Here is a 24,073-nt window from a genome sequence, read left to right on the forward strand (position 1 = left end):
CACCCGCATGCCGCACAGGCGCGGGGTCACGACGCCGGCGCGCACCCACGTCAACCGACCCGCGCACCGCAGAAAATGACGAACGGGGCCGGAGGGAGCGATTGCTCCCTCGGCCCCGTTCGTACGCGTCGACTACTTGCCGGTGGCGGGCAGCAGTGTGAACGGCAGCGCGAAACCGAGGATAGTCGCTGCGAGACCGGCCACGAACGTCCAGATCTCAGCCGCGCCCAGTTCCGGGTTCACGCCGTAGCTCATCACGATGAACCCGCCGAAGGCCAGCACGATCGAGAGAATGAAGATGATGCCGGTGACTGCACTCACCGCACCCTGCGAGCTCTCCTCGAACAGTGCGCCGTTCTCCTTCGCCATGCTGGCTTCTCCTTTATCGTGGCTCGGCGCCCGCATCGCGGTCGCTCGGGTGGGGTTCCGCGCGCGCGGAATCTCGTGCCCCCAGGCTACCGCAACCCCCTCGTCGCCCGTGACCCGAACGATAGGCTGAAGATGTCGCAGTACCGAATTCGAGGGAGTCACCGTGTCGATCGGCAAGTACGTCACCAACCCCGGAGTACTCGGAGCCGCGTTCGGCGCCGTCAGCACGGCACGCCGCACGCAGTCCATGCGCAAGGACTGGCGCCGTTTTCTCGTCTGGGGGGTCTGGATCGCCGGGCTCGCACTCGCCGTCGCCAGCGTCGCCATGCAGGAGCGTGACGACGAATTCGCGCACGACTCCGACACGGAGTGACGTCGCGCGGCCTCGCCCAGTAGAATGGGCGGTGGTGAGTCGGGAAGCCTGGTCGACGATTGATACAGTCGTCTCCACTCGGAAAGGCCAACCGTGACCTCACCCGCATCGCCTCCCGCACGCCGCCGCACCGTTCTTGCCGCGCTGAGCCGACGAGAGGCATCCCGACTCGGCAGGCTTCTGCGCACCGAGTCGATCGGTGGTGCGATCGTGGTCATCGCCGCGGCGCTCGGCTTCCTTGCGGCCAACTCCCCCGCAGGTGATGCCTATCGTGCACTGCGAGATGCCCATATCGGCATTCCGGCGATCGGCATCGATCTCAGCATCGGCCACTGGGCCTCTGACGGGCTCCTCGCGATCTTCTTCTTCATCGTCGGTCTCGAACTCAAGCGCGAGTTCGTCGCCGGAGAATTGCGCCGCGTCTCGACGGCCATCGTTCCAGTCGCGGCGGCAGTCGGAGGCGTGGTCGTGCCCGCTCTCGTGTACGCCGCGGTCAATGCCCAGAGCGGCGGCCTGCACGGGTGGGCGATCCCGACCGCCACCGATATCGCCTTCGCCGTCGCGGTACTCGGGGTCATCACCCCGGGAGTCCCTCCGGCTCTGCGCCTCTTCCTGCTGACGCTGGCGGTCGTCGACGACCTCATCGCGATCCTCATCATCGCCATTGTGTACACGCAGCAACTCAGCTTCCTGCCGCTCCTCATTGCCCTCCTCCCCCTCGCGGTATTCGGCTGGATCGCGCACCGATTCGCACCCCAGCTGGTGCGACTGCCCTGGTTGCCCTGGGTGGCGCTCCTGCCCGTCGGCGTGATCGTGTGGGCGTTGGTGCTCGCCTCGGGCATCCATGCCACCATCGCCGGCGTACTCCTCGCCTTCCTCATCCCCGTGCGAGGCCGTCGTGGTGCCGCCCTGGCCGAATCGCTCGAGCACCGCATTCGTCCGCTGTCGACCGGGTTCGCCGTGCCGGTGTTCGCGTTCTTCGCCGCCGGCGTTGCACTCGGTGGCGCTTCGCGCTTCCCCGCAGACCCGATCGCCATCGGCGTGATGCTCGGTCTCGTGGTCGGCAAGCCGGTCGGCATCGCCGCCACGACCTGGCTCGTCACGCGCTTCACCCGCGCCGAGCTCGACGCCGCCGTTCGGTGGCGGGAGCTGATCGGCGTCGCCGCTCTGGCCGGTGTCGGATTCACCGTCTCGCTGCTCGTGACCGAGTTGAGCCTGCCCGACCCGAGCGACGCAGATACCGCGAGACTCGCCGTCATGGTGGGTTCGCTGGTCGCCGTCGCATTCGCGACCGCGCTGCTGTACCGCCCGCGACGCGCGACGCGCGCGGGATGACGACACCGATTTGAACGGTTCGTGAACCCCGTGCTAGAGTTTCATCCGTTGCTCAGCGCGGGAATCACGTTCTGAATCAGCGAAAATGCGCCTTTAGCTCAGTTGGTAGAGCAGCTGACTCTTAATCAGCGGGTCCACGGTTCGAGCCCGTGAGGGCGCACAGATCGAAAAGCCTGGTAGTTACTACCGGGCTTTTCGCATATCCGCCACCGGTCCCGGAAGGCAGGCGCCATGACCACTCACGCCCCCTCAGCCGATCTCGAGTTCGCACTCGCACTCGCCGACCTCGCCGACAGCATCGCGCTGCCCCGATTTCAGGCAGCAGACCTCACGATCGATACGAAACCCGACCGCACGTTCGTGACCGACGCCGACACGGCTGTCGAAGCGGCACTGCGCGCACGCATTCAGACGGAGCGCCCCGCAGACGGCTTCTTGGGCGAAGAGTCGGGCGTCGTCGACGGCGGTGAACGGCGGTGGATCATCGACCCGATCGATGGAACGTCGAATTTTCTCCGCGGTGTTCCCAACTGGGCGACGCTGATTGCGCTTGAGGTGGCTGGTCAACCCACCGTCGGCGTCGTGTCAGCGCCGGGCTTCGGCGCACGCTGGTGGGCCGAGACCGGCTCCGGCGCCTGGGGGCAGCGTCAAGGCGAGGCGCCGCGCCCGTTGCGCGTCTCGGGCGTATCCGACCTCGAACACGCCTCCCTCAGTTTCCAGAGCATCGAGCAATGGGATCTTGCAGGGTATCTGGATCCCTTGATCTCGCTCACCCGCGCGGTCTGGCGCGACCGCGCCTACGGCGACATGTGGTCGTACATGCTGCTCGCAGAGGGCCTCGTCGACATCGTTGCCGAGTTCGATGTGAAGCCCTACGACCTCGCCGCGCTGGTGCCCATCGTGCGAGAGGCCGGAGGCCGCTTCACTGACATCGACGGCGCGTCGAGCGCCTGGAATGGCAGCGCGCTCGCGACCAACGGGGCCCTGCACGATGCGGTGCTCGAGCACGTCGCCACGACGTCGAAACAGGAGTCGCGATGAGCTCGACGGCGCACCGGGCCGACGCACAGTGCTCCCTCGCTCGAACCGTGACGCTTGCGCTGTGCGCTGACATCGCGTTCGTGCTGCTGTTCGCCGGCATCGGTCGCAGCAGTCACGAGCGCGAGGCGTCACTGATCGGCCTGTTCAGCACCGCCTGGCCGTTTCTCGTCGGCCTCGCGATCACGTGGTTGGCGCTGCGCGTCGCACGGCACCCCCTCTCCGTGCTGCGAGCCGGGCTACCGGTATGGATCGGCACGGTCGTGATCGGCATGCTGCTCCGCGCCGCGACCGGTGCAAGTATCGCCCCGGCGTTCATCATTGTCGCGACGATCACACTCGCGGTCTTCGTCCTCGGCTGGCGCGCAATTGCGGCCCTGGTGCTTCGCCTGCGACGCCGTGCCGCCTAACTGGGCCGTCCAACCCCGCCTAACCGCGCCACCCTATCGCACCGCGCGCGTGCGCAATCGCCCAGAGGCTGCGGGCGAGCGCATGCAGAACAGCCCCGCCCCGGACGTATCCGGGGCGGGGCTGTTCTGTGCCGTCGATTACGACGCGGCGAGCGTTCCGAGCACCTGAGCGGCGCGGTTCGAGAAGCCCCATTCGTTGTCGTACCAGGCGGTCACCTTGACGTGCTTGCCGTCGGCGTAGGTGAGCTCCGAGTCGAAGATCGAGGAGTGCGGGTTCGCAACGATGTCAGAGGAGACGAGCGGCTCTTCCGAGTACTCGAGCACTCCGGCGAGCGGGCCGTCTGCAGCGGCGCGGTAGGCCGCGAGCACCTCGTCACGAGAGACCTCGCGCGATACCACCGCAGTGAGCTCGACGATGGAACCGACCGGAACCGGCACGCGGAGCGAGCCGCCGACGAGCTTGCCGTCGAGCTGGGGCAGCACGAGGCCGATCGCGGTCGCCGCGCCGGTCGACGTCGGCACGATGTTCAGCGCAGCGGCGCGTGCACGGCGCAGATCTGAGTGGGGGGCGTCTTGCAGACGCTGATCCTGCGTGTAGGCGTGCACCGTCATCATGGTGCCCCACTCGATTCCGGCGAGGTCGTCGAGCACCTTGGCGAGGGGCGCGAGAGCGTTTGTGGTGCACGACGCGTTCGACACGATGCGGTGCTGCTCGGGATCGTACAGGTCGTCGTTCACGCCGACCACGATGGTCAGGTCGGCACCCTTCGCGGGGGCGCTGACGAGCACGCGCTTCGCGCCCGCTTCGATGTGCTTGTTCGCGCCTTCTTTGGAGGTGAAGAAGCCGGTGGATTCGAGTACGACGTCGACACCGAGCTCACCCCAGGGCAGCTTGGCGGGGTCGCGCTCGGCGAGGATCTCGATGCGGCGATCGCCAACGACGAGCGTGCTGCCGTCAACCGAAACGGGCTGCTCAAGCTTGCCGTACAGGGTGTCGCGTGCCAGCAGGTGCGCCAGCGTGGGCGCATCGGTCAGATCGTTGATGGCGACGACCTCCAGGTCGCTCCCCTGCTGCAGCAGTGCGCGCAGTACCCCGCGCCCGATGCGTCCGAATCCGTTGATTGCTACCCGACGGGTCATGGCTTCACGATCTCCTTCACAATGACGTGCATGATGAACCATCTCCAGAGTGGCCGCTCGACAGCATCCACGCCAGTGGCCGCAATGCCATCATTCGAACAGAAACTGCCATGATCTGACATGCGGTGGAAACACCCCGGAAATCGCCCGGGTCACACCTCAGGAGCTTTGCGAGAAGGTACGCCGATACGCAGTCGGCGCGGTTCCGAGCACCTGGCGAAAATGGCGGCGCAGGTTCGTCGCCGACCCCAACCCGACGCTGGCCGAGATCTCGTCGACCCCGAGGTCGGTCTCTTCGAGCAACTCGCGGGCCCGGTCCACGCGCGCCCGCATGATCCACTGCATCGGGGTGTATCCCGTTTCATCGAGGAAGCGTCGTGAGAACGTGCGCTCCGACACCCGCGCGTGCGCAGCGAGCCGTGAAATGGTGAGCGGGTACCCCAAGTGCCTGAGCGCCCACTCGCGGGTTTGTGTGAAGCGTTCGCCGTGCGACTCGGGAACACTGTGCGGCAGGTACTGCGCTTGGCCGCCACTGCGGTAAGGCGCAGCGACGAGACGTCGTGCCGCATGGTTCGCGACCGCCATACCGGCATCCCGGCGCAGCAGATGCAGACAGAGATCGATGCCCGACGCGGCCCCTGCGGAGGTGAGCACCGACCCTTCATCGACGAACAGCACCCGCTCATCGACGCGCACTTCCGGAAACTGCTCGGCGAGTCGGCGCGCGTAGTGCCAGTGCGTGGTCGCGCGGCGTCCGTCGAGCAGGCCCGTCGCCGCGAGCGCGAATGCCCCAGTCGAGATGGCGGCGAGGATCGCCCCGCGTTCGTGCGCCGCCCCGAGTGCGGCGGTGAGCGCGGCGGGAGGCGCATCGCGATCCGGGAATCGATATCCGGGAACGAAGATGAGGTCGGCAGTCTCCAGCGCTTCCAGACCATGATCGACGTGGTACGAGAGCCCGTCGCCGCCGGCGATCAGCCCCGGGTGCACCCCGCAGACGTCGACGGTGTAGGGCATACTCGCGCGGTGGGTGAACACCTGCGCGGGTATCCCGACATCCATCGGCTTGGCGCCCTCGAGCACCACCACGGCGACCCGTTTCATAGCCACCAGCCTACCGCTGCGGTCGCCAACGCATCGCGAGGTCGACCTCGCGTCAGCCGTTCGCCAGGGTCTCGACGATCGCCTCGGCGCGGGTCTCTTGACCCGAGGCCCGCAGCAAGTCGATGAGCTCTCCGGCGACACGGGCGCGATCGGGCCTCTGCCGCGCCAGCGTGAAGCCCTCGAATGCGGACTCGAGCGACCAGATCGCATCGGCGGTGTCGCCTTGATCGCGTTGCAGGCGGCCGGCGAGCCAGAACGCATGCGCTGCGTCGGCGAGACGTCCGAGTGCCGCGAACTCCTCACCCGCGAGCAGCGCTTCCACGATCGCCCGCCCGACGGAGAGGTCACGATCGGCTTCGGTCGTCTCTGGCGAGATTCGCGCGCCCGCGGCAACCTCCGGCGGCGCAGCCGCGATCGAGCGGGCGAGCGTGTCTCTGAGCGTCGCACGCCGCGCACTCCACGCGTCGCGCTGCCGCTCGGCCAGCGCCTCCGCAGCATCTCCGGCGTCAAACGCGATCATGCGATCGAGTTCAGCCGCCACCTCACGCAGATGCATCTCGGGGTCAGACATGCGTGACGCCACGGGGGCCCAGGCCGCGAGCACCGCGACGATCGCCTCCGGGTCGGCTCCTCCCGTTCGCAGACGCGGGATCGCTGCGGCGAATCGGCGGTGGGCGTCGGGGTCGGCGCCCGACAGGGCAGCGCACTGCGCGGCTTCCGCGTGCGCGAACCCGGCGCGCTCCAGCCACCCCTCCGTTTCAAACAGCTCTGCCGCTCGCCCGTAGGCTCGAGCGGCGGCGGCGTGGTCGCGCTGACCGGCGGCGTGTTCCGCAGTGGCGAATGCGGCTTCGCCTGACATCCAGGCCGCATTGGTGTCGACGCGCACTCCCGACCTCGCGGTGGCCGTGACGTCCGCCTCCGCCGACCGTTCGCCAGTCGGACCGTTGCCGGCCAGCCCGGCAGGCTCCGCAGCGACCTCGACGGGCTGCCCGCTCGTCGGCAAGTGCAACGCGCTGGGCTGTGTCGCGAGCGCTGCAGCGATCGCATCGGCGTAGTAGCGATTGCCATTGCGCGGATCCAAGAGGTCGGCAAGCGCGGTACTCTCCCGGTGCACCCAGGTATGCAGATCTGCGACTGTGCGCCATTCCGGGTCACGCAGACCGGTCTCCATAGCTCCCTGATCGAGCCGAGCCGAAAGCCCGGCGAGCACCCCGAGCAGAAATCTCAAGCGGAAGAGCGGGCTTGAGCCGCCCCGCAGCAGCGCGACGTGCTCGTTGCGCAGCACTCGGAGTGCGCGGTCGAAGTCCCCGCCCCGCGCGAGTGTGGCGAAGAGCTTGCCCCGTGCCGGCCCGAAGTCGGTCGCCCCTCCGTCGTCTGCGGCGAGCGCGTCGCCGGCCGAGCGTGCGGCGAGCTCGGCATCGCCGATTTCCAGTGCTGCGAGTGCGACGGCGTACCGGGTACGGGCCGGCTCAAGATTGCAGTCGAACTCCTGCGTGAGCCCGAGTGCCACGGCTTCTGCGGGGCGGCCGGTCTCGGTGAAGAAATCGACCTGTTGGCCGATCGTGCAGGCCACGCAATCTTCGAACTCGTCGCGCATGCCGGTGACCCAGTCGATGCGGGCCGCCTCGGCTTCGGGATCGCCGACGTGCCAGGCCCACCGGAATCGGCTCATGCGCACCGATGACAGCCCGTGCCCCGCGAGCTCGAATCGCCGTTGCATGTCGTCGAGAAAGGCGGCCGCTTGGGCGTGCGAGATCTGGGGGTATTCGGGCACATCGGCCGCGATCCATTTGAACTCCCAGAAGAGGTTGCGCTCGTCGGCTGCGTCGAAGAGTTCGGGCGACTCGTCCCAGAGCCGCAGCAGCTGGGCGAAGACCACGAACGACTTCACACCCTCGTCGGTGAAGGTGTACGCCTCGACGAGTTCGAGTAACGCCATTGCCAGGTGCTCGAGCGGTCCCTCGGTTTCAACGCGGCGGGCGATGGCTTCGGTCGCGGCGGTACGCGCGACGCCGTACGGGAGATCTCGCAGATCGAGGAGTTGCTGGTCGATCATCATCGGGGGTCCTCCGGTCTGCGGGGGTCGGACGGGTGCGGCAGCCCTGCGTCACGCTCGGATGCGTCTGCGAGCGACGCGTCGAGCAGTACGCCGAGCGCGTCCGACAGCGATGCCGATTCACTCGCGCGCAGCCCGTCACCGGCGAGCATGACCGCCGAGAGATACAAGGAGCGCAGCCCGGCTGCGAACACCGCACCGCCGGGCGCTGCCAAGAGTCGGCGCGCGACGGGTGACGCGTCATTCAGTACGAGCGTGCGGGTGCGCCGCGTCCCCGCGTTCGTCTCGGCGAAGGCGTCGAGCAACCCACCCCACAGGTCGGGTGTCGCTCGACGCTCACGATCGAGTGCTCGCCGGTGCTCGCCGTCGGAATCACGCAGCAGGATTGCCGGAACGGTGTCGGGTGCGAACGTGCGCACGAGCACATCGCAGTCGTCGCCCTCGAGCAGTTCGCGAGCGCGAGCGACCGCATCGGCCACGGCGAGCTCGCGTTCGATGGCGGGCACGCCGAGTACCTGCACCAGGTCGGCGCTGTCGAGTTCGCGGACCGCCCAGCCGTCGAGGCGCCCCAGCCGCTCCATGATGTCGGCGTCGTACACGTAGCCGGCGTTGACCACGACGAGTTCTTGAGCGCGTGCGACCGCGGCCACGCGGCGATAGGCCTCGGGCGTCGCCGTGTAGACGATTTCTCCGTGCGACGCGGCGCCAGCGAGTGTCATCGGCCCATCGCTCGTCTCGAATGGCAGTACCTCAGCGACGAGCGCGAGCATGTCGGGGTCGGTGACCGCGAGCGCGCGCAGCGCGAGGTGGTGGGTCTCGATGAACCGGTTCATCACGTCACCGGGCTGCCGCAGGGTGCGCGTCGCCCACTGCTTCAGCTGCGCGCCGAGCGATTCGCGCACGCCGAGCAGGATCTCGTCGTCGTGGAGGTGCTCGCGGGAGGCGGTCGGTGAGAGTGCATCCGAGTCGATCACCGCGCGTACGAAGAATGCCCATTCGGGCAGCACCCGGTCGACACGGGGCCCGAGCAGCATGCGTTTCATGTAGACGCGGTGCTGTCCGGTACCGGGCGACACGGCTTGGGGCAGGATGAATGCGACCCCGGTCGTGCCGGCGAGCGGCACGTCGAGGTCGATGTGCCCGAGTGGCGTGAAGCCGAACACCCGCTCGCAGTACTCGGCGAGCGCTCGCGAGCGGGCCGTCGTCGTCTCGTGCGCCACCCGCCAGGGAAGCTCAGCCTGAGTGATTCTGCGCCAGGCGCGCTCGGTCGCCGTCACTGGCACTTCGACGGCGACGTCGAATGGCAGCAGGGAGGCGAACTCGGTTGCGAGCCCGACCACCGTGTCGTTCGCCAACCAGTGCGCAGCATCGGCTCGGGCCGTGAGGCGCACGGTCGATCCGGTCTCGGTGAATCCGGGACCGGTCTCTTCGATGTCCGCCCCCGCGGGCTCGACGGCGACTGTGAATGTGCCGTCAGCTCGCCCTTCCCAGCGCATCGACTCCGTTCCTCTCGCAGAGCGCGAGTGCACGACGATGCGGTCTGCCACCATGAAGGCCGCAAGCATGCCGATGCCGAACTGGCCGATAAACGCGTCTCGGCCCAGGCCGAGCACCGGATCGCGCTTCGACGATCGCCCGATCGTTGCGAGCAGTTCGGCGGCTTCTTCGGCCGTCAGCCCGATTCCGGTGTCGGCGATCTCAAGGTGGGCGTGTCCGTCGGCATCGACAGAGGTGCGAAGCCGGATCGTCGCGGGCGCGCCGGCATCCTGCTCACGGCGAGCCGTCACCGCGTCGACGGCGTTCTGGATGAGTTCGCGCAGGTACACCTGCGGCCCCGAGTAGAGATGCCGGGAGAGGAGGTCAACCATTCCGGCGAGGTCAACTTGAAATCGCTGATCCACGGTTGGCGATCAGCCTTCGGGTTTGAACGTCGCCCAGGCTTCGGGGAAGACCTCGTTGACGCGTTCGAAGAACGCCATGCTGGTATTGACGGTGCAGAGCAGGTGCTGCGCAAGCTGCTCATCGGTCAGCCCGGGCTCGTAGTCAACGTTGTGCTCGGTGTTGACGCGCACAGCGCCCTCGTCGTCACGGCCGATATAGGTCTTGGGCCAGAGCTTTTCCGCGTTCCACTCGTTCGCAAGTTCCAGTGCCCGCAGGTAGTCGGTCTCCTCGAGTCGGCCGCGCCAGTACCCGCGCACGCACAGCAGTTCATCCTGGTTGCCGTTCACGAAGAAGAAGAACGAGCCGTACTCCCACCCGCCCCCGATATCGCCGTCGCCGTCGACACTGTATGACCAGCCGGCGGCCTCCAAGGCAGCCTTGATGCGGTCTTTCGAAAGCGGGGCCAGGGCGCCTGCTGCGCCGCCGGCGGCTGCCGTGTCTTTGGTGAAGAAGCCCATGCGCGAATGTCCTTTCGGTCGTTTGTCCAGATTATCGATCGCGACCGACGCTCGAAAGGGGCGAAGGCGGACTCCAACCATTTCCGCACGCCGTCTTCGTTCGCTGGCGGCGTCCCCCGCGCTCGACACGCCGCTGCTAGCATCGGAGGCGACCATCGACCCCCGGGAGTTTCACCGTGACGACCATTCGCACCCGGCGCACAACGCAGGGAACTGCGGTGCGCACGGCGCTCGAATCCATGGCCGGATTCATCTCAGCCCAGGAGCTCCATCGTCGCCTCGCCGATGACGGCATGAAGATCGGTATTGCTACGGTGTACCGACAGCTGAACACGCTGGTCGACAACCAGGAGGCCGACGCGATTTCGACTCCCGACGGGCAGTTGTACCGGGCGTGCGACGATCCGCAGACGCATCACCACCACATGGTGTGCACGAGCTGCGGCACGACGATCGAGATCGAGCCTCCTGATGAAGCGTGGTTCACCTCGGTGGCGCGCACGCACGATTTCGAGATCCACTCGCACACGCTTGAGGTCTTCGGCATCTGTGCGGAGTGCCGTGCCGCGGGTCGCTCATAACCGACTTATACTGAGAACGATTATCGATCTCCCGTGACTCGCGGCAGGACCATACCGCTGCGCTCGGAAAGTATGGAGGCGGCGTGCACCTGACCGCCACGCGTCCGCGAAACGCCGTTCCCATCGCCATTGCAGCCGCCGCGCTGCTCGCAGCGATTGGCGTCCGTGCGCTGACCGATCGAGCCGGGGCCGCCCTCGCGCTGCCCACCGCGGTCGCCGACTTCGTGACACTCGCGCTCAGCGTCTTCATCGAGTCGCTGCCGTTCGTGTTCCTCGGCATCCTGCTCTCGACCGCGGTGCAGGTGTGGGTTCCGCAGCGCCTCATTGACCGCATCCTCCCCCGCAGGCCAGCGCTGCGGCGAGCCGTCCTCTCGGTGACCGGCATCCTGCTCCCGGTGTGCGAGTGCGGCAACGTGCCCCTGGCCCGCGGGCTCATGCTGCGCGGATTCTCGGTACCGGAAGCCGTCACCTTTCTCCTCGCCGCCCCCGTGCTCAACCCGGTCACGATCATCACGACCTATCAGGCCTTCGGCTGGAGCGACGGCATTCTCGCCGCCCGCATCATCGGCGGGTTCGTCATTGCGAACCTCGCGGGGTGGCTTCTCAGCCGCTCATCGAATCCCGCTTCCGCACTGACTCGCGAGTTCAGGGCGCACTGCGAGCACGCCGACGAGCACCAGAGCGGCAGCCGCTGGCAGCGCAGTCTCCTCGGTATCGCAGAAGAGACCAGCGCCCTCATGCCTGCGCTCATCATCGGCTCGGCGATCGCCGGCGCGATTCAGGTCGGGGCTCCGCGCGACCTCCTCGTGACGCTCGGCGCGCACCCGCTCTGGTCGGTGCTCGCGCTCATGCTTCTGGCTTTCGTCATCGCGATCTGCTCGAGCGTCGATGCGTTTTTCATTCTCTCGCTGAGCGCCACGTTCTTGCCCGGCAGCATCGTCGCATTTCTCCTCTTCGGAGCAATGATGGACGTCAAGATGCTGGCCCTGCTGCGCACCACGTTCACGGCGCGCACGCTGGTTCTCGTGACCGCGCTGGTCGCCCTCTGCTGCCTCGTCATCGGATGGGGGCTCAACCTTGTCGCCTGATCGCTTCTCGAAGTACTGGCGCGGCCTGCTGCTCAGCGGCATCGGGATCGCCGCCGTGGTCTGGCTCGCCGCCACTGGGCGATTGAGTTGGTACGTGCACCCCCGCTACCTGTGGTTCACCGTGTCGCTGAGCGCCATCGCCGCGATTGCCCTCATCGCCGCCGTGCCCGTGGTGCGGCGGGCACGAGATCAGCACGAGCACGAGCACGAGCACGGGCCAATGCACGATGAGCCGCACGCGCACGGCGATCCCGCAGCCCCGGCGCCTCGCCGCACCGCACGCCGCCTCCTACACATCGCCGGTGCCGCACTGTTGGTCAGCGGTACCGCCGCCGCGCTGCTCATCGCGCCACCCACCACGCTTTCGGCGGCGACCGCGCAGCAGCGGGAGGTCAACGCAGGCGGAGGTGGCGGCATCGCCGATATGAACGCCGCCGATGAAGACCGGGATCCTCGCGACTGGGCCATGCTGTTGCGTCAGAACGGCGGCGCCGAGGCCGAGGGGCGTACCGCACGATTCACCGGGTTCGTGCTCGCCGGCCCCGATGCGCAATCTGACCTGTTCTACGCCTCACGCTTTGTCGTGTCGTGTTGCGCCGTCGACGCCCAGCCGCTCGGCGTACCGGTGCTCGCACCCGGGTGGTCGCAGGATCACCCGGCCGGGTCGTGGGTCGAGGTCGAGGGTGCGTTCGTGCCGAACCCCGATGTGACGAGCGACCAGCCGGTCGTGCTGCGCCCCTACTCGGTGACCGCGATCGCAGAGCCGGATGATCCGTATGTCTACTGAACGGGCCCTCGAAGCCGGTGCGCGCCGGCGTGCTCGCGTTACCGTGATCGCGGTGTTCGCGATCCTGGTGCTGCTCGCGTCGGGTCTCGCGATCGCCAACCTCCTCCAAGCACCGCGACTGCAGTCGACCGATGCCAACACCGAATTGCTGGTGTCGCGCACCGCACAGCGGGTACAGCTGCACCTCAGTCAACCGGTCACCGAGATGGAGGCTGCTGCCGTGACCGTGACGCCCGCAGCCCCGTTCGGGGTCTCAACGAACGGCGGTACCGTCACGCTGCGATTCGCCGGTATGCTCCAGACCGACACGGAGTACCGCATCTCGGCGTCCGTCACAGGAATGGCGACGGGCAGCTCAGGCACCGTCGAGGCGGCATTTCGCACCCCGGATCCGCTGACGTACACGCTGGTACGCGGAGACACCGAGGATCGCCTGCTCGAGCACCGCGTGCACGATGCTGCGGCCACGCGCACCGCATTCACCGCGCCACACATCCAGGAGTATGCGCAGGTCACCACCGGACTCGCGGTCATCACCCGCGATGACACCGGAAGCGCAGAACTCGCCGTCCACGGACCGCAGGCAAACCCTGGAGGCGGCGCGAGCGACCAACCGTTCCGCATCATGGGGCTCGCGGACCTCGGTCAGTTGCGCAGCGAACCCGATGGCGGGGTTCTCGGTGTGGTCGGATCCGGCGTCGGCGAAGACGGCACGCACTACGACCGCACCCTCCTCGTCATCGATCCACAAGCCATCATTGTGTCGACGGTGACCGACGATGCCGGCGTCGCACTGCCGGTTCGCGATTGGCGTTTCATTCCCGGCACCACCTCGCTCGTCTTCCAGACCCCCGATGGCCGACTCCATGGCTGGGAGGCGGCTCCGACGCCGCGCAGCTTCGATCTGGGCATCACCGGTGACCTGCTCGGCTTCGCACCCGGGAGCACGAACCTCGCGGTCGCGACGGCGACGGGCGACGTACTCCTGGATCTCTCGAGCATTGTGACCGGAACGTTCGCGGGCGCACCGCCGGCAACCCCGCTCGATCACGGTACGGGCGATCCGAACGCCAAGCTTCCGCTCGACACACGCAGCGCGCTCGTGCGCACCGGTGCCTCGTCCGCCGCACCCGTGGGTAGCCAGAGCGTCGACCTTGCGACAGACGCGATGCGGGTCGATCCACGATCGGCGGGGTCGCAGCTCGGCAATGGCAGCCTCGCGTCGGGCGGGCAGTTGCTTCGCCTGACGAACGACGGCGCCCCCTCTGACACCGCCGCCGCCGGAGACCCCGAACCGATCGACGGCACCCCCGTATACACTCCCTCCGCCGGAGATACGGGCGTGGGGCGGGTCTGCGTCTCCCCGAACGGCGAATTCGCCGCGGTTGAGGCGGTGTCGCGCGAGGGAGAGCCCGATGGGGTGCCGGTCACGGGCGGGTACTCGCATACGACGACGAACTACGTGCGCCTCACGACCGGCGAGACCGTGCGCTCGGTGATTGGCGGGCTCAGCGACTGGTGCCGCTGAGCCCGGAGGCCCGAATCAGCCCTGACGCCCCTTGAACCGGGGGTTCTGCTTGTTGATGACGTACACCCGGCCTCGCCGCCGTACAACCTGAGCCCCCGGTTGCTGCTTGAGCGACTTCAGTGACGCGCGTACTTTCATGTGCATTTCTCCGATCCTTATTGATAAGAATTATCATTATAGTAGAGGCAGAACCCTGTACCGCCGCTCCCCACACCTCCGGAGGCTCATGTGTCCGAGCACCACATCAACGTCATCGCCGTCGTCGGCGCCTGCGTACCCGAGCGGCGCGCCTACGCCGCTCGCCTGGCCGAGCGCGATCGCGCCATGCTCCTGTCAGCCGCTCACCTCGCGGTCGCCATCGATCCGATTCGCGAAACTATCGCACTGGCACCCTGGGCCGGCTCCGGAACCAGCGTCGTCGTCGAGTTGCCCGCCGACATCCGCGCCACCGAGATCATCGGCGCGTTTTCATCGGAGCCCGACGATCTGCGCCTCACCCGCGTCGTCTGCGTCGTCGACGCCAGCCACCTACTCACCGACCTGATGCGCGACGACTACGTGCGTGCGCGAGGCAGCGCACTGCACGTTGCGCGCTCCGAACTGCTGGTCACGCAGGTCGAATTCGCATCGCACATCGTGCTCGTGAATTGGGAGGCACTCTCGACGCCCGATCTCTCCACGCTTATGGCTCTCGCGAATCACCTGGCACCTCGAGCACGACTCAGTCTCCAGCAGGCAGGCGATTCCCTCGATGGCAGGGCGGCGTCAATTGCTGGCGGCGCGACACATGCCATCAAGGAGGGGCAAGACGGCGCAGGGTGGATCGCGCTCCTCAACAGCGAATTCGATCCACACATGACCGACCCACGCGTCAGCGGCTTCCGCTACACGCACGAGCGCCCCCTGCACCCCGGGCGCCTGCAACAGGTACTCGACCAGCGCATCGAACCGGGCGAGTTCGGCACGGTCGCGCGCTCCGCAGGGTTCTGTCGGTTGGCGACCCGACCTGCCACTGTCGCGAGCTGGGATCATGTCGGGCGCGTCATCTCGTTCGAACCGCTCGGCAGTGGAGTCGGCGTCGACGCCGAGCTGCTCGCGATCGGTCAAGACCTCGCATTCATCGGCATCGACGTCGACCGCGACGGGCTCGGCGCAGCGCTCGACGAGGCAGCGCTCACCGACGCCGAGTTCGAGGCCGGGCCCGAGGCGTGGCTCGCGCTTCCCGACCCATTCCCCGAGTGGGCAACTGCTGACGACGCGCACGAGTGAGCCGGGCGGTGCTGGTCGACACCGCCTGGCTCACTCCGCGCCCTGCGGTGGCGCCCCAGACCTCACGGCTGGGGCGCCACCACGCGTCACTCGACGCTGCTACTCGCCGCGCGGCTTCCGCAGGATGAACCAGGCCGCAGCCGCAATCGCAATGACAGCGAACCCACCGACCCCGACACCGATGCCGAGCCCGCTCACGGGGCTCCGGGTCTCGGCGACGCGCTCGTCGGCGGTGTCACCGCCTGTGGCGGCGGAGTTCGCCGCATCGCCGGGCGATCCGGCGGCAGTGCCGCACTGCGGCGTCTCAGACCCGGCGGCGGTTTCGGTGCCCGCCGCCGGCGCGTAGGTGAACGTGTACTCCTCGGAGATGGGGTGCCCATCTGATGAGACCACCCGCCACTCGACCTGATACTCGCCCGCTGCACCCAAGGCGATGGGTGCGGTGACGACGGGGCCGGCGAGTGTGGGGCACCCGGTCTCGTAGTACTTGCCGTCGGGGCCGATCACCTGCACCAAATTGCTGCCGTCGAGACCGAGCGGCGAGTTGTTGAACTGCAGGGTGATGCTGTCGAGCGACTCGACGGTGGTACCGGCGAGCGGATCCGCGCTCACAAGACTGTCGTGCGCGAACGCGGCGGTCGCCGCCACGGGCACCGCGACGAGCGCGACGAGCGCGCCCGCCGCTGCGAGCCGAATGCGATGCGCGAGCGTCACGCCGACGCCTTGCGGGTGCGCGCCAGAGCGAGGGCACCGAGCAGGGCGCCTCCGGCAGCGATCACGAGCGCGGCGATGCTCAGACCGAGCGTCACGCCGCTCGAATCCGACGCCGCTGCGGTCTCCGTTTCAGTAGCTGCCGTGTCGTGGTCGCCCGCTGCGGCACCGCTCGCGTGGTGATCGTCGGCCGGCGGGGCATCATTCACCCAGAGCACGGGGGCCGGCTCCAGCGTGTCGTCGGCCGCGACCTCTTCAGGGGTCGCCTGCCACTCGACGACCGAGCCGTCGCTGTAAGTCTGCGTCACCGGGATGACGATATGACCGGTGTCGGCGATCGGTCCGACCGACAGCGTAAACATCTGCACCTGGCCGGGTTCGATGCCGGCGCCATCCGCGGTGTAGGTCACGGTCACCGGGGCCTCGCTGATGGTGTTACCGAGCACCTCGACCGGCTTCGGCAATTGCTCGTCATCGATCTTCGCCGACCAGCCCGCCACGGGCTGGTACGAGACGTGCGAGAACGGGGTGTCTTCGGGCAGATGGAATTCGAGCTTGGTGGTGCTCGCCGCCTCCGACTCGGTCGGCGCGCGGAACGTCAGGTACGACCATCCGCCCGACTCGACCTGGTCAGGGGTGACGGTCACGTGAGCCGACGCCGCCAGCGGAGCGGCGACGGCGAGGACGGCGCCCGCGGCAACGCCAGACAGGGTGCGGACGAGAATCTGGGTACGGGTGTGCTGAGACATGGAATAACTCCGGTGATGTTGAGGGTGCGCGGCGGCGGCCACACGCACTGGCCCCGCGCGATACGCGATACGGGCAGTGCTCAGCGGCGGCGAATGGCCGTCACGCGAGTGATGAGCTGGGAGGGTTACGCCACGACGGGCGGCCCTCGCAGACGCATCACCGTGAGCACCGCGAGCCGGGGCGCGCTCAGGCGCCAGGTCGCCGGGATGGGTTCGGGATCGCCGAGTGCTCGCGGGCTCCACCGCAACAGCGCAGAGACGCGCGCGAGGCGGACGAGCCCGAGGATCGCGACGACCGCGCGCTCCCCTGCCCCGAGTGCGAGCACCGTGATGACGGCGGCGCAGACGTGCGCCGCCCACATCGCCGGAGTGGCGTGCGCAGTGTGCGCAACCGCCTCGAGCGCGGGTGACGCTCCCGACGAGATCGTCGCCGCTGCGGCTGCATGCAGATGCGCGCCGCCGGATGCCGGCCACCCGAATGACCCTTCGCCGAGCCCAACGAGGAGCAACCCGTGGAAGGCAAACTGGCTGGCGCCGACGGCGATAGCGAGGCGCACCCACGAGAGCGATCGACCAGCGAGCGCAACGCACACCGGAGCCGCGAAGACGAGCGCGAGCAGAACGCCGAGCAGCGGGGCCGGGTTCCCGTCGGCAAGCGAGTGCGACAACGCAGCGACGAACGTAGCGACACCCGCAGCGATCAGGCCTCGGCCTGTTCGCTCGCCCCGCGTCGATTCCACGCCTCGATCCTACCCGGGCGGCGATCCGCTTGCGTTGCGGTCGCCTGCGCGCCACCGCGAGGCCGGTATCCAACATCCGATCCCGGAACCGCGGCGATCCATGCAACGCACACCCAGCGCTTCACTTAAAGTAAGGGCATTATCCAAAATACATTCGATTCAACATCGATTCCGACTGAAGGGCATCGTTGCCCGGGCACGCCGAAACCGAGGTTCCCATGTACACGCGCATTACTTCTCCCCGAACACGTACCCGCTTCATCCTGGCGCCGGCGCTCGCGCTCGCAGCCGCGGTGGCACTGAGCGGGTGCATGGGCGGAGCATCCGATGCTTCATCCGAAGACGAGGCCGTTGGCCCGCTGCAGCAGTACCTCTCAGCGCTCTACGACGAGAACGAATTCACGCAGGAAAAGCTCGATGAGCAGAACGCGAAGACCGAAGCCCTGATTGCCGAGTGCATGACGAAGGAGGGTTTCGAGTACCAGCCCAACACGAACAACGGCAGCGTCATGTACAGCTCCGAAACCGACGGCGACGAACCCGAGTGGGGCTCCGTCGAGTTCGCCGAGCAGTACGGATACGGCATCACCTCCTGGCCGGGTGGAGATGAGGCGATGGATGACATGGAAGAGTACGTCGACCCCAACGGCACGTATCTCGAATCGCTCAGCGAGTCCGAGCGCGATGCCTTCTACGAAACCCTGTACGGCCCGCAAGACGAATCCGCGCTCGATGAAGACGGCAGTTACGAGTACGACTGGACGACCGCCGGGTGCCAGGGCGCCGCTCAGCACGAGATTCAAGACGAGCAGGGCGGATCGCAGGCGGCGTACGAGGATCCGCAGTTCGCGGAACTGTTCGAAGCGATGAACACGGTGTACGAACCCTTCTACGGCGAAGAGACGAATTCGCCCGAGGTCGCCGAACTCGATCAGCAGTGGGCGTCGTGCATGGCCGACCGCGGCGTCGATGAGTTCACGTCGCCGAACACGGCTGCCCAAGAGGTTTCGGAGGAGAGCAATGCGCTGTACTCCGGGGGCGGGGAAGACGAGTACTCTGAGCCCGACCAGGAGCAGCTGGACGCCTTCAAGAAACGCGAGATCGAGGTCGCGGTCGCTGACGCGACGTGCAAGAAGCAGGTCGAATACGACCAGAAGCTGCAGAAGCTCACGTTCGCCGCTGAGCAGGAGTTCATCGACGAGCACCGTGCCGAGCTCGATGCCCTCGTCGCCCAGTACGGCGTCAAGAAGTAGCCTGTGGGTTGGGGATTCGGGCGCCGCAGTCGCGCCGGGGCCGAGCGCGCCTCCGAGATCGCTGAGACGCCCCAGAGTGTCGAGGCGCCTCCTGCGCAGGCGAATGAGTGGGGCGACCAACCGGATCAGCCGCACGGGGGTCGTGCACTGCGAGCCTGGGCGGGCACTCGCCTCGTCGCGCTGATCGCAGGTGTCGCCGTGGTCTCATTACTCATCGGCATCGGCGTGATGCAGTTCATCGTGTCCCCGGCCGAGGTCGCTGCGCGCACGGCGGCACCCGAGGCCGGTCCGATCACCGCGCCCATCGAGGAGCGCAGCATCGAGAACACCGTCGTCACACGTGGCGAGGTCACCTACGCCGATGCTGTCGCCGTCACCATCGATTCGGGGGCGGCCGGCGATCGTCCGGTGATCACCGGGCACGTGCCCGAGGTTGGCGCGGTGCTCCAGTCCGGCAGCATCGCACTCGAGGTCGCCGGGCGACCGGTCATCGTGCTCCCCGGAGAACTCCCCGCGTATCGCAGTCTGAGCATCGGCATGCGCGGCCCCGACGTCGTGCAGCTCAAGGCCGCTCTGGGAGCGCTGGGATACGCCGCTGGTGACCCCGGCAACGACACCTTCGAATGGGATACGGCGTCCGCGATCGGCGCCGTCTACGACCAGATCGGGTACGCCCCCGCCACCGGTGGGGACGAGGCGGCAGACGCACTCCAGAGCGCTGAGCGCGCGGTGCGGGATGCCAACGTGTCGCTCGCGCAAGCGCAGTCGGCGTTGAACCAGGCGCGTGCCGCGGCGAACGAGGCCGCCGAAGCCGGAGCCGCTGCCGCCGATCTCCTCGCGGAGCAGGCCGCCGTGACCTCCGCGAACGACCTGCTCTCGGACGCGCAGAGCGAGCTTGCGACCGCGCAGGAGCGCGTGCTGCCCACGCTTCCGTCGAGCGAAGTGCTGTTCCTCAGCGACCTGCCGCGACGCGTCGACGACGTCTCCGTGTCTCGCGGCGACGTGCTCTCGGGTTCACCCATGAGCGTGTCGGGCGCGACCCTCACCATTGTTGGCACGATTTCCGCGCAAGACGCTGAGCTGCTCGTGGAGGGCGCCGTCGCCACGTTCCCCGGCCCCGATGGTGCCGACATCCAGGCCACGGTGGCGAGCATCGAAGCCCCCAAGAAGCGCAGCAGCGGCGGATCCGCGAACGGCGCTGACGGCGAGACCAGTGGCGGCGACAGCGGAGGCGCCTCCGGGTCGGGAGGCGACGCTGACACCTCGTCTCGCTACACGGTGAACTTCGCCCCGAGCGACCTTACGAGCGACCAGATCGAGGCGCTGCGGGGCACCAACGTGCGCGTGCGCGTTCCCGTGGCGAGCACCGACGGCGATGTGCTCGCGGTGCCCATTGCGGCACTGTCGTCGGGCTCGGGCGGGCAGGATCGCGTCGAACTCCTCGTCGATCTTCGCCATGGCGCCGATGCCGAGACCGAACTCATCGACGTCACCGCCGGACTCGCCGCAGACGGGTACGTCGAAATCTCGAGCGACGACCGGCGCATCGCGCCGGGCGTGAAGGTCGTGGTCGGTCGGTGAGCGAGCTCGCGCGCCTGTTCGCGGAAACCCCGGTGGCGTCGCCCGACGACGCGATCACTGAAGCGTCTCCCCGTGATCACGACTTCACCGGACCGCTCATCTCACTCAACGACGTCACGCGATTCTTCCCGGGCCCGCCTCCGGTCAACGCGCTCCGCGGTGTCACGCTCAGCGTCGATCGCGGCGACTACCTCGCGATCATCGGCCCGTCGGGCTCGGGCAAGTCGACCATGCTCAACACCCTGGGATTGTTGGATCGCCCGAGCACCGGCGACTTCCGTTTCGAGGGCATCGACGTCGGCGATCTGGGAGAAGACGCCCGCGCCGCTCTCCGCGCCAGCGCTATCGGCTTCGTCTTCCAGTCGTTCCACCTGATGCCCACGCGCACCGTGCTCGAGAACACGATGCTGGCGGGCACCTACGCCGGTCTATCCCGTGCGGAGCGCGAGCCGCTGGCACGCGCGGCGCTCGAGCGAGTCGGGCTCTCGCATCGCGTCGATTTCTTCCCCACTACCCTCTCGGGCGGCGAACGCCAGCGCGTCGCCATCGCGCGGGCCGTGAGCACGTCACCGCGCCTGCTGCTCGCAGACGAGCCCACCGGCAACCTCGACCGTGAGAACTCGCAGGCGATCCTGCGCCTCTTTTCCGACCTCAGCGCCGACGGACTCACCATTGTGATGATCACTCATGACACGCACGTCGCGGCCGCCGCGCACCGGCGCGCCCGTATGCATGACGGCATACTTTCGGAGGTGTCATGATGCAGCGACGTATCAGCGCCTGGGCGGCGCGGCTTCGAGGGCCGTGGCGCCGTTCGTCGCACACCGGCATCTCGGGCAGAGACCTCCTGCGAGAAACGCTTGAGGGGGTCGGGGCGCGCCCGTCGCGCCTCGTCATCACTCTGATCGGCACCGTGCTCGGCATCGCGTCGCTCGTCGCGACCATCGGATTCGCGCAGACCGCCGCGGGCCAGATCGCACAGCAGTTCGACGCGCTTTCCGCGACCCGCGTGACCGTCGAGCCGGGATCCACGAAAGCTGCCAACGGGAAAGAACGGGCGACGGCAATGCTGCCGTGGGATTCCGTCGAGCGGGTCTCAGACCTCGCCGGAGTCGAGTATGCGGCGCTCGTCGCGAAACCGGCGCGGGCGCCGCAGGTCGACGCCGTGCAGGTGCAGGATCCCTCCGCCGCGCAGCAGGCGGCCCCCGCCGTGGTCGCCGCCTCCCCTGAACTCCTCGAGACCGTCGACGGCCAGCTGCAGACCGGGCGCTTCTTCGACGCCGGCCACGACAATCGCGCTGACCGGGTCGCGGTGCTGGGCGCTGGAGCCGCTGAACGGCTCGGGGTGAACCGCGTCACGGGGCAGCCGGCCATCTTCATCGACGATCACGCGTATACGGTCATCGGCATACTCGATGCCGTGGGCACACGGAAGCCCCTGCTCGACTCGGTGATCGTGCCGATTTCGACGGCGCGCGACGAGCTCGGCATCGCCGCCGCCGAGAGCCTCGACATCCGCATCGCCGTAGGTGCGGGAGAGGTGGTCGCGCACCAGGCTCCGATCGCCCTCAGCCCGAACTCCCCCGATGGCTTCACGGTCGGCGCACCGTCATCGTCGAGCGCGCTGCGTCAGGGCGTGCAGGCCGACGTCAATGTGCTGTTCCTCGCGATCGGCATCGTCGCGCTCATCGGCGGTGGCATCGGCATCGCCAATGTCACCCTGCTCTCCGTGTCCGAGCGACGCGGAGAGATCGGCCTGCGCCGCGCCCTCGGCGCGCGCACGCGCGACATCGCCCAACAGTTCATGCTCGAATCTCTGACCACCGGTGTGCTCGGCGGGCTCATGGGTGTGGTGGTCGGGCTCTTCGCCCTGATCGGCGTGTGCCTCGTGCAGCAGTGGACGCCGGTCATCGCACCGTGGGCCGCGCCGGTCGGGGTCGCCGTCGGCGCACTGGTGGGGCTCGCCGCCGGCGGCTACCCCGCGATCAAAGCCGCGCGCATCGAACCCGTCGATGCGCTCCGCGACGGCTAGCCCCGACCTCGCTGGGATCAGCGCTTCCCGGCCTGCCAGTCGGAGACCGCGCGTCGCTCCTCAGCGACCTTCTCCACATGCTCAGCGCGCAGTCGCGCGTGCTCCGGGTTCTTGCGCAGCACCAGGTAGCCGATAGCGACGACGAGGAACCAGACCGGTGTCGCGATGAGCCCCGCGAGCGTATCGGGATCCTGCGTGAATGCCCAGAGCAGGAAGACGAAGAACGCGATCACGACGAACGGCATCGTGCGGCCCAGGGGCATCTTGAACCGGCTCTGCTCGTGGTCCTGCGGACGCCGGCGGCGGTACACCAGGTAGCTGATGAGAATCATGGTCCAGACGAACATGAAGCACAGCGACGAAATCGTGGTCACGATCGAGAACCCGGTCGACTTGTCGAGGCCGGTGAGCAGCAGCACGAGCGAACTCAGCAGCAGCACCCCCGTGAGGAACAGCGCGTTGCGCGGCACCTTCGCTCGCGTCAGTTTCGCGAAGAGACGCGGAGCGTCGCCGCTCGTCGCAAGCGTGTAGACCATGCGCGACGTCGAGTAGATGCCCGAGTTTGCCGACGAAGCGGCCGACGTCAACACGACGAGGTTGACGAGGTGGGCCGCCGCGCCGATGCCCGCGAGCGAGAAGAGCATGACAAACGGCGACTCGTCTTTGCTGAACGCGATCCAGGGCACCACCGACATCAGGATGACGAGCGAACCCACGTAGAAGAGCAGGATGCGAATCGGGATGGCATTGATCGCCTTCGGCAGATTGTGCTCCGGGTTCTTCGTCTCGGCGGCCGCCGTGCCGACGAGCTCGACGCCAACGAAGGCGAAGACGGCGATCTGGAAGCCCATGATGAAGCCCATGAATCCGCCACCGAAGAACCCGCCGCCGACCGTGAACAAGTTCGCGAACGAGGCCGTGGCTTCGACGGTGCCGCCCGAATGGGTGTCGGTGTACTGGTTCGTGAAGCCGGTCGCGATGAGCACGATACCGGCGACGATGAGCGCAACGATCGCAACGATCTTGATCATCGCGAACCAGAACTCGGTCTCACCGAAGCCGCGCACCGAGGGCAGGTTGAGCAGCATCAGCAGCACGATGATGGCGACCGCCGGAATCCAGCTCGGCAGCACCGGCAACCAGTACTTCACGTAGACGGAGGCGATGACGATGACATCGGCGACGCCCGTGACCACCCAGCAGAACCAGTAGGTCCAGCCGACGAAGAACGCGGCAGCGGGCCCCAAGATGTCGCCGGCGAAGTCCGCGAAGTTGCGGTAGTGGGTGCGGCTCAGCAGCAGCTCCCCCATGGCGCGCATGACGAAGTAGAGCATGAAGCCGATGATCATGTACACCAGCACGACCGAGGGTCCGGCGACCGAGATGGTCTTGCCCGACCCCATGAAGAGCCCCGTACCTATGGCCCCGCCAATGGCGATCAATTGAATGTGCCGATTGCTCAGCGCCCGTTCGAGCCCGTTCCCCGGTGTGTTCCGAGTTTCAGATTGCAGCATGAACCTCTGCGTTCCTTTC

At 67.6% G+C, this 24,073-nt stretch carries 24 protein-coding genes and 1 tRNA gene; 14 read left to right on the forward strand and 11 right to left on the reverse strand.

Annotated elements, in window-relative coordinates; translation table 11 throughout:
* Positions 1 to 132: 132 nt before the first annotated feature.
* Positions 133 to 369 carry a hypothetical protein gene (locus CH42_RS12580; protein WP_053353460.1) on the reverse strand — a complete coding sequence of 79 codons (237 nt, stop codon included), beginning with the start codon at positions 367 to 369 and terminating at the stop codon, positions 133 to 135.
* Positions 370 to 532: 163 nt separating this feature from the next.
* Between CH42_RS12580 and CH42_RS12585 the strand changes: the two genes are divergently transcribed.
* From CH42_RS12585 to CH42_RS12605, 5 genes are all read left to right on the forward strand, one after another.
* Positions 533 to 742, forward strand: a complete 210-nt coding sequence (locus CH42_RS12585) for a hypothetical protein (RefSeq protein WP_053353461.1) — start codon at positions 533 to 535, stop codon at positions 740 to 742.
* A 93-nt stretch (positions 743 to 835) separates the two neighbouring features.
* The gene (gene nhaA, locus CH42_RS12590) at positions 836 to 2,077 is read left to right on the forward strand and encodes a Na+/H+ antiporter NhaA (RefSeq protein WP_053353462.1); all 1,242 of its coding nucleotides are present in this window, start codon (positions 836 to 838) and stop codon (positions 2,075 to 2,077) included.
* Positions 2,078 to 2,164: 87 nt separating this feature from the next.
* A tRNA-Lys gene (locus CH42_RS12595) sits at positions 2,165 to 2,237 on the forward strand.
* A 71-nt stretch (positions 2,238 to 2,308) separates the two neighbouring features.
* Complete coding sequence (locus tag CH42_RS12600) at positions 2,309 to 3,118, forward strand: inositol monophosphatase family protein (protein ID WP_053353463.1); 810 nt, start codon at positions 2,309 to 2,311, stop codon at positions 3,116 to 3,118.
* The gene (locus CH42_RS12605) at positions 3,115 to 3,525 is read left to right on the forward strand and encodes a DUF3054 domain-containing protein (protein WP_053353464.1); all 411 of its coding nucleotides are present in this window, start codon (positions 3,115 to 3,117) and stop codon (positions 3,523 to 3,525) included. Before CH42_RS12600 ends, CH42_RS12605 begins: the two co-directional genes overlap by 4 nt.
* A gap of 138 nt (positions 3,526 to 3,663) precedes the next feature.
* Here the strand turns inward: CH42_RS12605 and gap are convergent, their stop codons facing one another.
* The 5 genes from gap to CH42_RS12630 form a co-directional block, all read right to left on the reverse strand.
* Positions 3,664 to 4,665, reverse strand: a complete 1,002-nt coding sequence (gene gap / locus CH42_RS12610; protein ID WP_053353465.1) for a type I glyceraldehyde-3-phosphate dehydrogenase — start codon at positions 4,663 to 4,665, stop codon at positions 3,664 to 3,666.
* A 159-nt stretch (positions 4,666 to 4,824) separates the two neighbouring features.
* Positions 4,825 to 5,766 carry a GlxA family transcriptional regulator gene (locus CH42_RS12615; RefSeq protein WP_053353466.1) on the reverse strand — a complete coding sequence of 314 codons (942 nt, stop codon included), beginning with the start codon at positions 5,764 to 5,766 and terminating at the stop codon, positions 4,825 to 4,827.
* A gap of 52 nt (positions 5,767 to 5,818) precedes the next feature.
* A complete protein-coding gene (locus CH42_RS12620) occupies positions 5,819 to 7,825 on the reverse strand; it encodes a hypothetical protein (protein WP_156322549.1) in 2,007 nt (668 codons plus the stop codon).
* Entirely contained in the window at positions 7,822 to 9,723 is a 1,902-nt protein-coding gene (locus CH42_RS12625) for an HSP90 family protein (protein ID WP_075205362.1), read from the reverse strand. Before CH42_RS12625 ends, CH42_RS12620 begins: the two co-directional genes overlap by 4 nt.
* Positions 9,724 to 9,732: 9 nt before the next feature.
* The gene (locus CH42_RS12630; protein WP_053353468.1) at positions 9,733 to 10,221 is read right to left on the reverse strand and encodes a type III secretion system chaperone family protein; all 489 of its coding nucleotides are present in this window, start codon (positions 10,219 to 10,221) and stop codon (positions 9,733 to 9,735) included.
* Between the two features lie 176 nt (positions 10,222 to 10,397).
* Here CH42_RS12630 and CH42_RS12635 point away from each other — a divergent pair, with 176 nt between their 5' ends.
* From CH42_RS12635 to CH42_RS12650, 4 genes are all read left to right on the forward strand, one after another.
* Positions 10,398 to 10,802 (forward strand): Fur family transcriptional regulator, encoded by a 405-nt coding sequence (locus CH42_RS12635; protein WP_053353469.1) that lies wholly within the window; start codon positions 10,398 to 10,400, stop codon positions 10,800 to 10,802.
* Positions 10,803 to 10,885: 83 nt separating this feature from the next.
* Entirely contained in the window at positions 10,886 to 11,890 is a 1,005-nt protein-coding gene (locus CH42_RS12640; protein ID WP_053353470.1) for a permease, read from the forward strand.
* The gene (locus CH42_RS12645) at positions 11,880 to 12,677 is read left to right on the forward strand and encodes a TIGR03943 family putative permease subunit (protein ID WP_053353471.1); all 798 of its coding nucleotides are present in this window, start codon (positions 11,880 to 11,882) and stop codon (positions 12,675 to 12,677) included. Before CH42_RS12640 ends, CH42_RS12645 begins: the two co-directional genes overlap by 11 nt.
* Positions 12,667 to 14,205, forward strand: a complete 1,539-nt coding sequence (locus CH42_RS12650; RefSeq protein ID WP_156322550.1) for a hypothetical protein — start codon at positions 12,667 to 12,669, stop codon at positions 14,203 to 14,205. Before CH42_RS12645 ends, CH42_RS12650 begins: the two co-directional genes overlap by 11 nt.
* A gap of 15 nt (positions 14,206 to 14,220) precedes the next feature.
* Here CH42_RS12650 and ykgO read toward each other — a convergent pair whose 3' ends face one another.
* Positions 14,221 to 14,343 carry a type B 50S ribosomal protein L36 gene (gene ykgO, locus CH42_RS16075; RefSeq protein ID WP_053388021.1) on the reverse strand — a complete coding sequence of 41 codons (123 nt, stop codon included), beginning with the start codon at positions 14,341 to 14,343 and terminating at the stop codon, positions 14,221 to 14,223.
* 90 nt (positions 14,344 to 14,433) lie between these two features.
* Here ykgO and CH42_RS12655 point away from each other — a divergent pair, with 90 nt between their 5' ends.
* Complete coding sequence (locus CH42_RS12655) at positions 14,434 to 15,474, forward strand: GTP-binding protein (RefSeq protein ID WP_239684040.1); 1,041 nt, start codon at positions 14,434 to 14,436, stop codon at positions 15,472 to 15,474.
* Positions 15,475 to 15,573: 99 nt separating this feature from the next.
* Here CH42_RS12655 and CH42_RS12660 read toward each other — a convergent pair whose 3' ends face one another.
* From CH42_RS12660 to CH42_RS16610, 3 genes are all read right to left on the reverse strand, one after another.
* A complete protein-coding gene (locus CH42_RS12660; RefSeq protein ID WP_053353473.1) occupies positions 15,574 to 16,188 on the reverse strand; it encodes a copper resistance CopC family protein in 615 nt (204 codons plus the stop codon).
* A complete protein-coding gene (locus tag CH42_RS16605) occupies positions 16,185 to 16,934 on the reverse strand; it encodes a YcnI family copper-binding membrane protein (RefSeq protein WP_053353474.1) in 750 nt (249 codons plus the stop codon). Before CH42_RS16605 ends, CH42_RS12660 begins: the two co-directional genes overlap by 4 nt.
* 125 nt (positions 16,935 to 17,059) lie before the next feature.
* Entirely contained in the window at positions 17,060 to 17,674 is a 615-nt protein-coding gene (locus tag CH42_RS16610) for a hypothetical protein (protein ID WP_053353475.1), read from the reverse strand.
* Between the two features lie 218 nt (positions 17,675 to 17,892).
* Here CH42_RS16610 and CH42_RS12675 point away from each other — a divergent pair, with 218 nt between their 5' ends.
* From CH42_RS12675 to CH42_RS12690, 4 genes are read left to right on the forward strand one after another with little or no spacing between them, the layout of a single operon-like run.
* Entirely contained in the window at positions 17,893 to 18,927 is a 1,035-nt protein-coding gene (locus tag CH42_RS12675) for a hypothetical protein (RefSeq protein ID WP_053353476.1), read from the forward strand.
* Between the two features lie 3 nt (positions 18,928 to 18,930).
* Positions 18,931 to 20,508 (forward strand): hypothetical protein, encoded by a 1,578-nt coding sequence (locus CH42_RS12680; protein WP_239684041.1) that lies wholly within the window; start codon positions 18,931 to 18,933, stop codon positions 20,506 to 20,508.
* On the forward strand, positions 20,505 to 21,269 hold the full coding sequence (locus CH42_RS12685) for an ABC transporter ATP-binding protein (protein ID WP_082309424.1): 765 nt from the start codon (positions 20,505 to 20,507) through the stop codon (positions 21,267 to 21,269). Before CH42_RS12680 ends, CH42_RS12685 begins: the two co-directional genes overlap by 4 nt.
* On the forward strand, positions 21,266 to 22,540 hold the full coding sequence (locus tag CH42_RS12690) for an ABC transporter permease (RefSeq protein ID WP_239684042.1): 1,275 nt from the start codon (positions 21,266 to 21,268) through the stop codon (positions 22,538 to 22,540). The genes CH42_RS12685 and CH42_RS12690 overlap by 4 nt, the downstream gene beginning before the upstream one ends.
* 17 nt (positions 22,541 to 22,557) lie before the next feature.
* Here the strand turns inward: CH42_RS12690 and CH42_RS12695 are convergent, their stop codons facing one another.
* Entirely contained in the window at positions 22,558 to 24,054 is a 1,497-nt protein-coding gene (locus CH42_RS12695; protein WP_053353477.1) for an amino acid permease, read from the reverse strand.
* Positions 24,055 to 24,073 lie beyond the last annotated feature (19 nt).

The sequence above is a fragment of the Leucobacter musarum subsp. musarum genome, assembly GCF_001273845.1.
Taxonomy (GTDB): domain Bacteria; phylum Actinomycetota; class Actinomycetes; order Actinomycetales; family Microbacteriaceae; genus Leucobacter; species Leucobacter musarum.

What these genes read in the sequence shown, in the direction of transcription:
- CH42_RS12580 (WP_053353460.1), bottom strand. Translation starts at nt 369, where the DNA reads ATGGCGAAGGAGAACGGCGCACTGTTCGAGGAGAGCTCGCAGGGTGCG.
- CH42_RS12600 (WP_053353463.1), top strand. Translation starts at nt 2,309, where the DNA reads ATGACCACTCACGCCCCCTCAGCCGATCTCGAGTTCGCACTCGCACTC.
- CH42_RS12605 (WP_053353464.1), top strand. Translation starts at nt 3,115, where the DNA reads ATGAGCTCGACGGCGCACCGGGCCGACGCACAGTGCTCCCTCGCTCGA.
- gap (WP_053353465.1), bottom strand. Translation starts at nt 4,665, where the DNA reads ATGACCCGTCGGGTAGCAATCAACGGATTCGGACGCATCGGGCGCGGG.
- CH42_RS12615 (WP_053353466.1), bottom strand. Translation starts at nt 5,766, where the DNA reads ATGAAACGGGTCGCCGTGGTGGTGCTCGAGGGCGCCAAGCCGATGGAT.
- CH42_RS12620 (WP_156322549.1), bottom strand. Translation starts at nt 7,825, where the DNA reads ATGATGATCGACCAGCAACTCCTCGATCTGCGAGATCTCCCGTACGGC.
- CH42_RS12630 (WP_053353468.1), bottom strand. Translation starts at nt 10,221, where the DNA reads ATGGGCTTCTTCACCAAAGACACGGCAGCCGCCGGCGGCGCAGCAGGC.
- CH42_RS12650 (WP_156322550.1), top strand. Translation starts at nt 12,667, where the DNA reads ATGTCTACTGAACGGGCCCTCGAAGCCGGTGCGCGCCGGCGTGCTCGC.
- ykgO (WP_053388021.1), bottom strand. Translation starts at nt 14,343, where the DNA reads ATGAAAGTACGCGCGTCACTGAAGTCGCTCAAGCAGCAACCGGGGGCT.
- CH42_RS16605 (WP_053353474.1), bottom strand. Translation starts at nt 16,934, where the DNA reads ATGTCTCAGCACACCCGTACCCAGATTCTCGTCCGCACCCTGTCTGGC.
- CH42_RS12675 (WP_053353476.1), top strand. Translation starts at nt 17,893, where the DNA reads ATGTACACGCGCATTACTTCTCCCCGAACACGTACCCGCTTCATCCTG.
- CH42_RS12690 (WP_239684042.1), top strand. Translation starts at nt 21,266, where the DNA reads ATGATGCAGCGACGTATCAGCGCCTGGGCGGCGCGGCTTCGAGGGCCG.
- CH42_RS12695 (WP_053353477.1), bottom strand. Translation starts at nt 24,054, where the DNA reads ATGCTGCAATCTGAAACTCGGAACACACCGGGGAACGGGCTCGAACGG.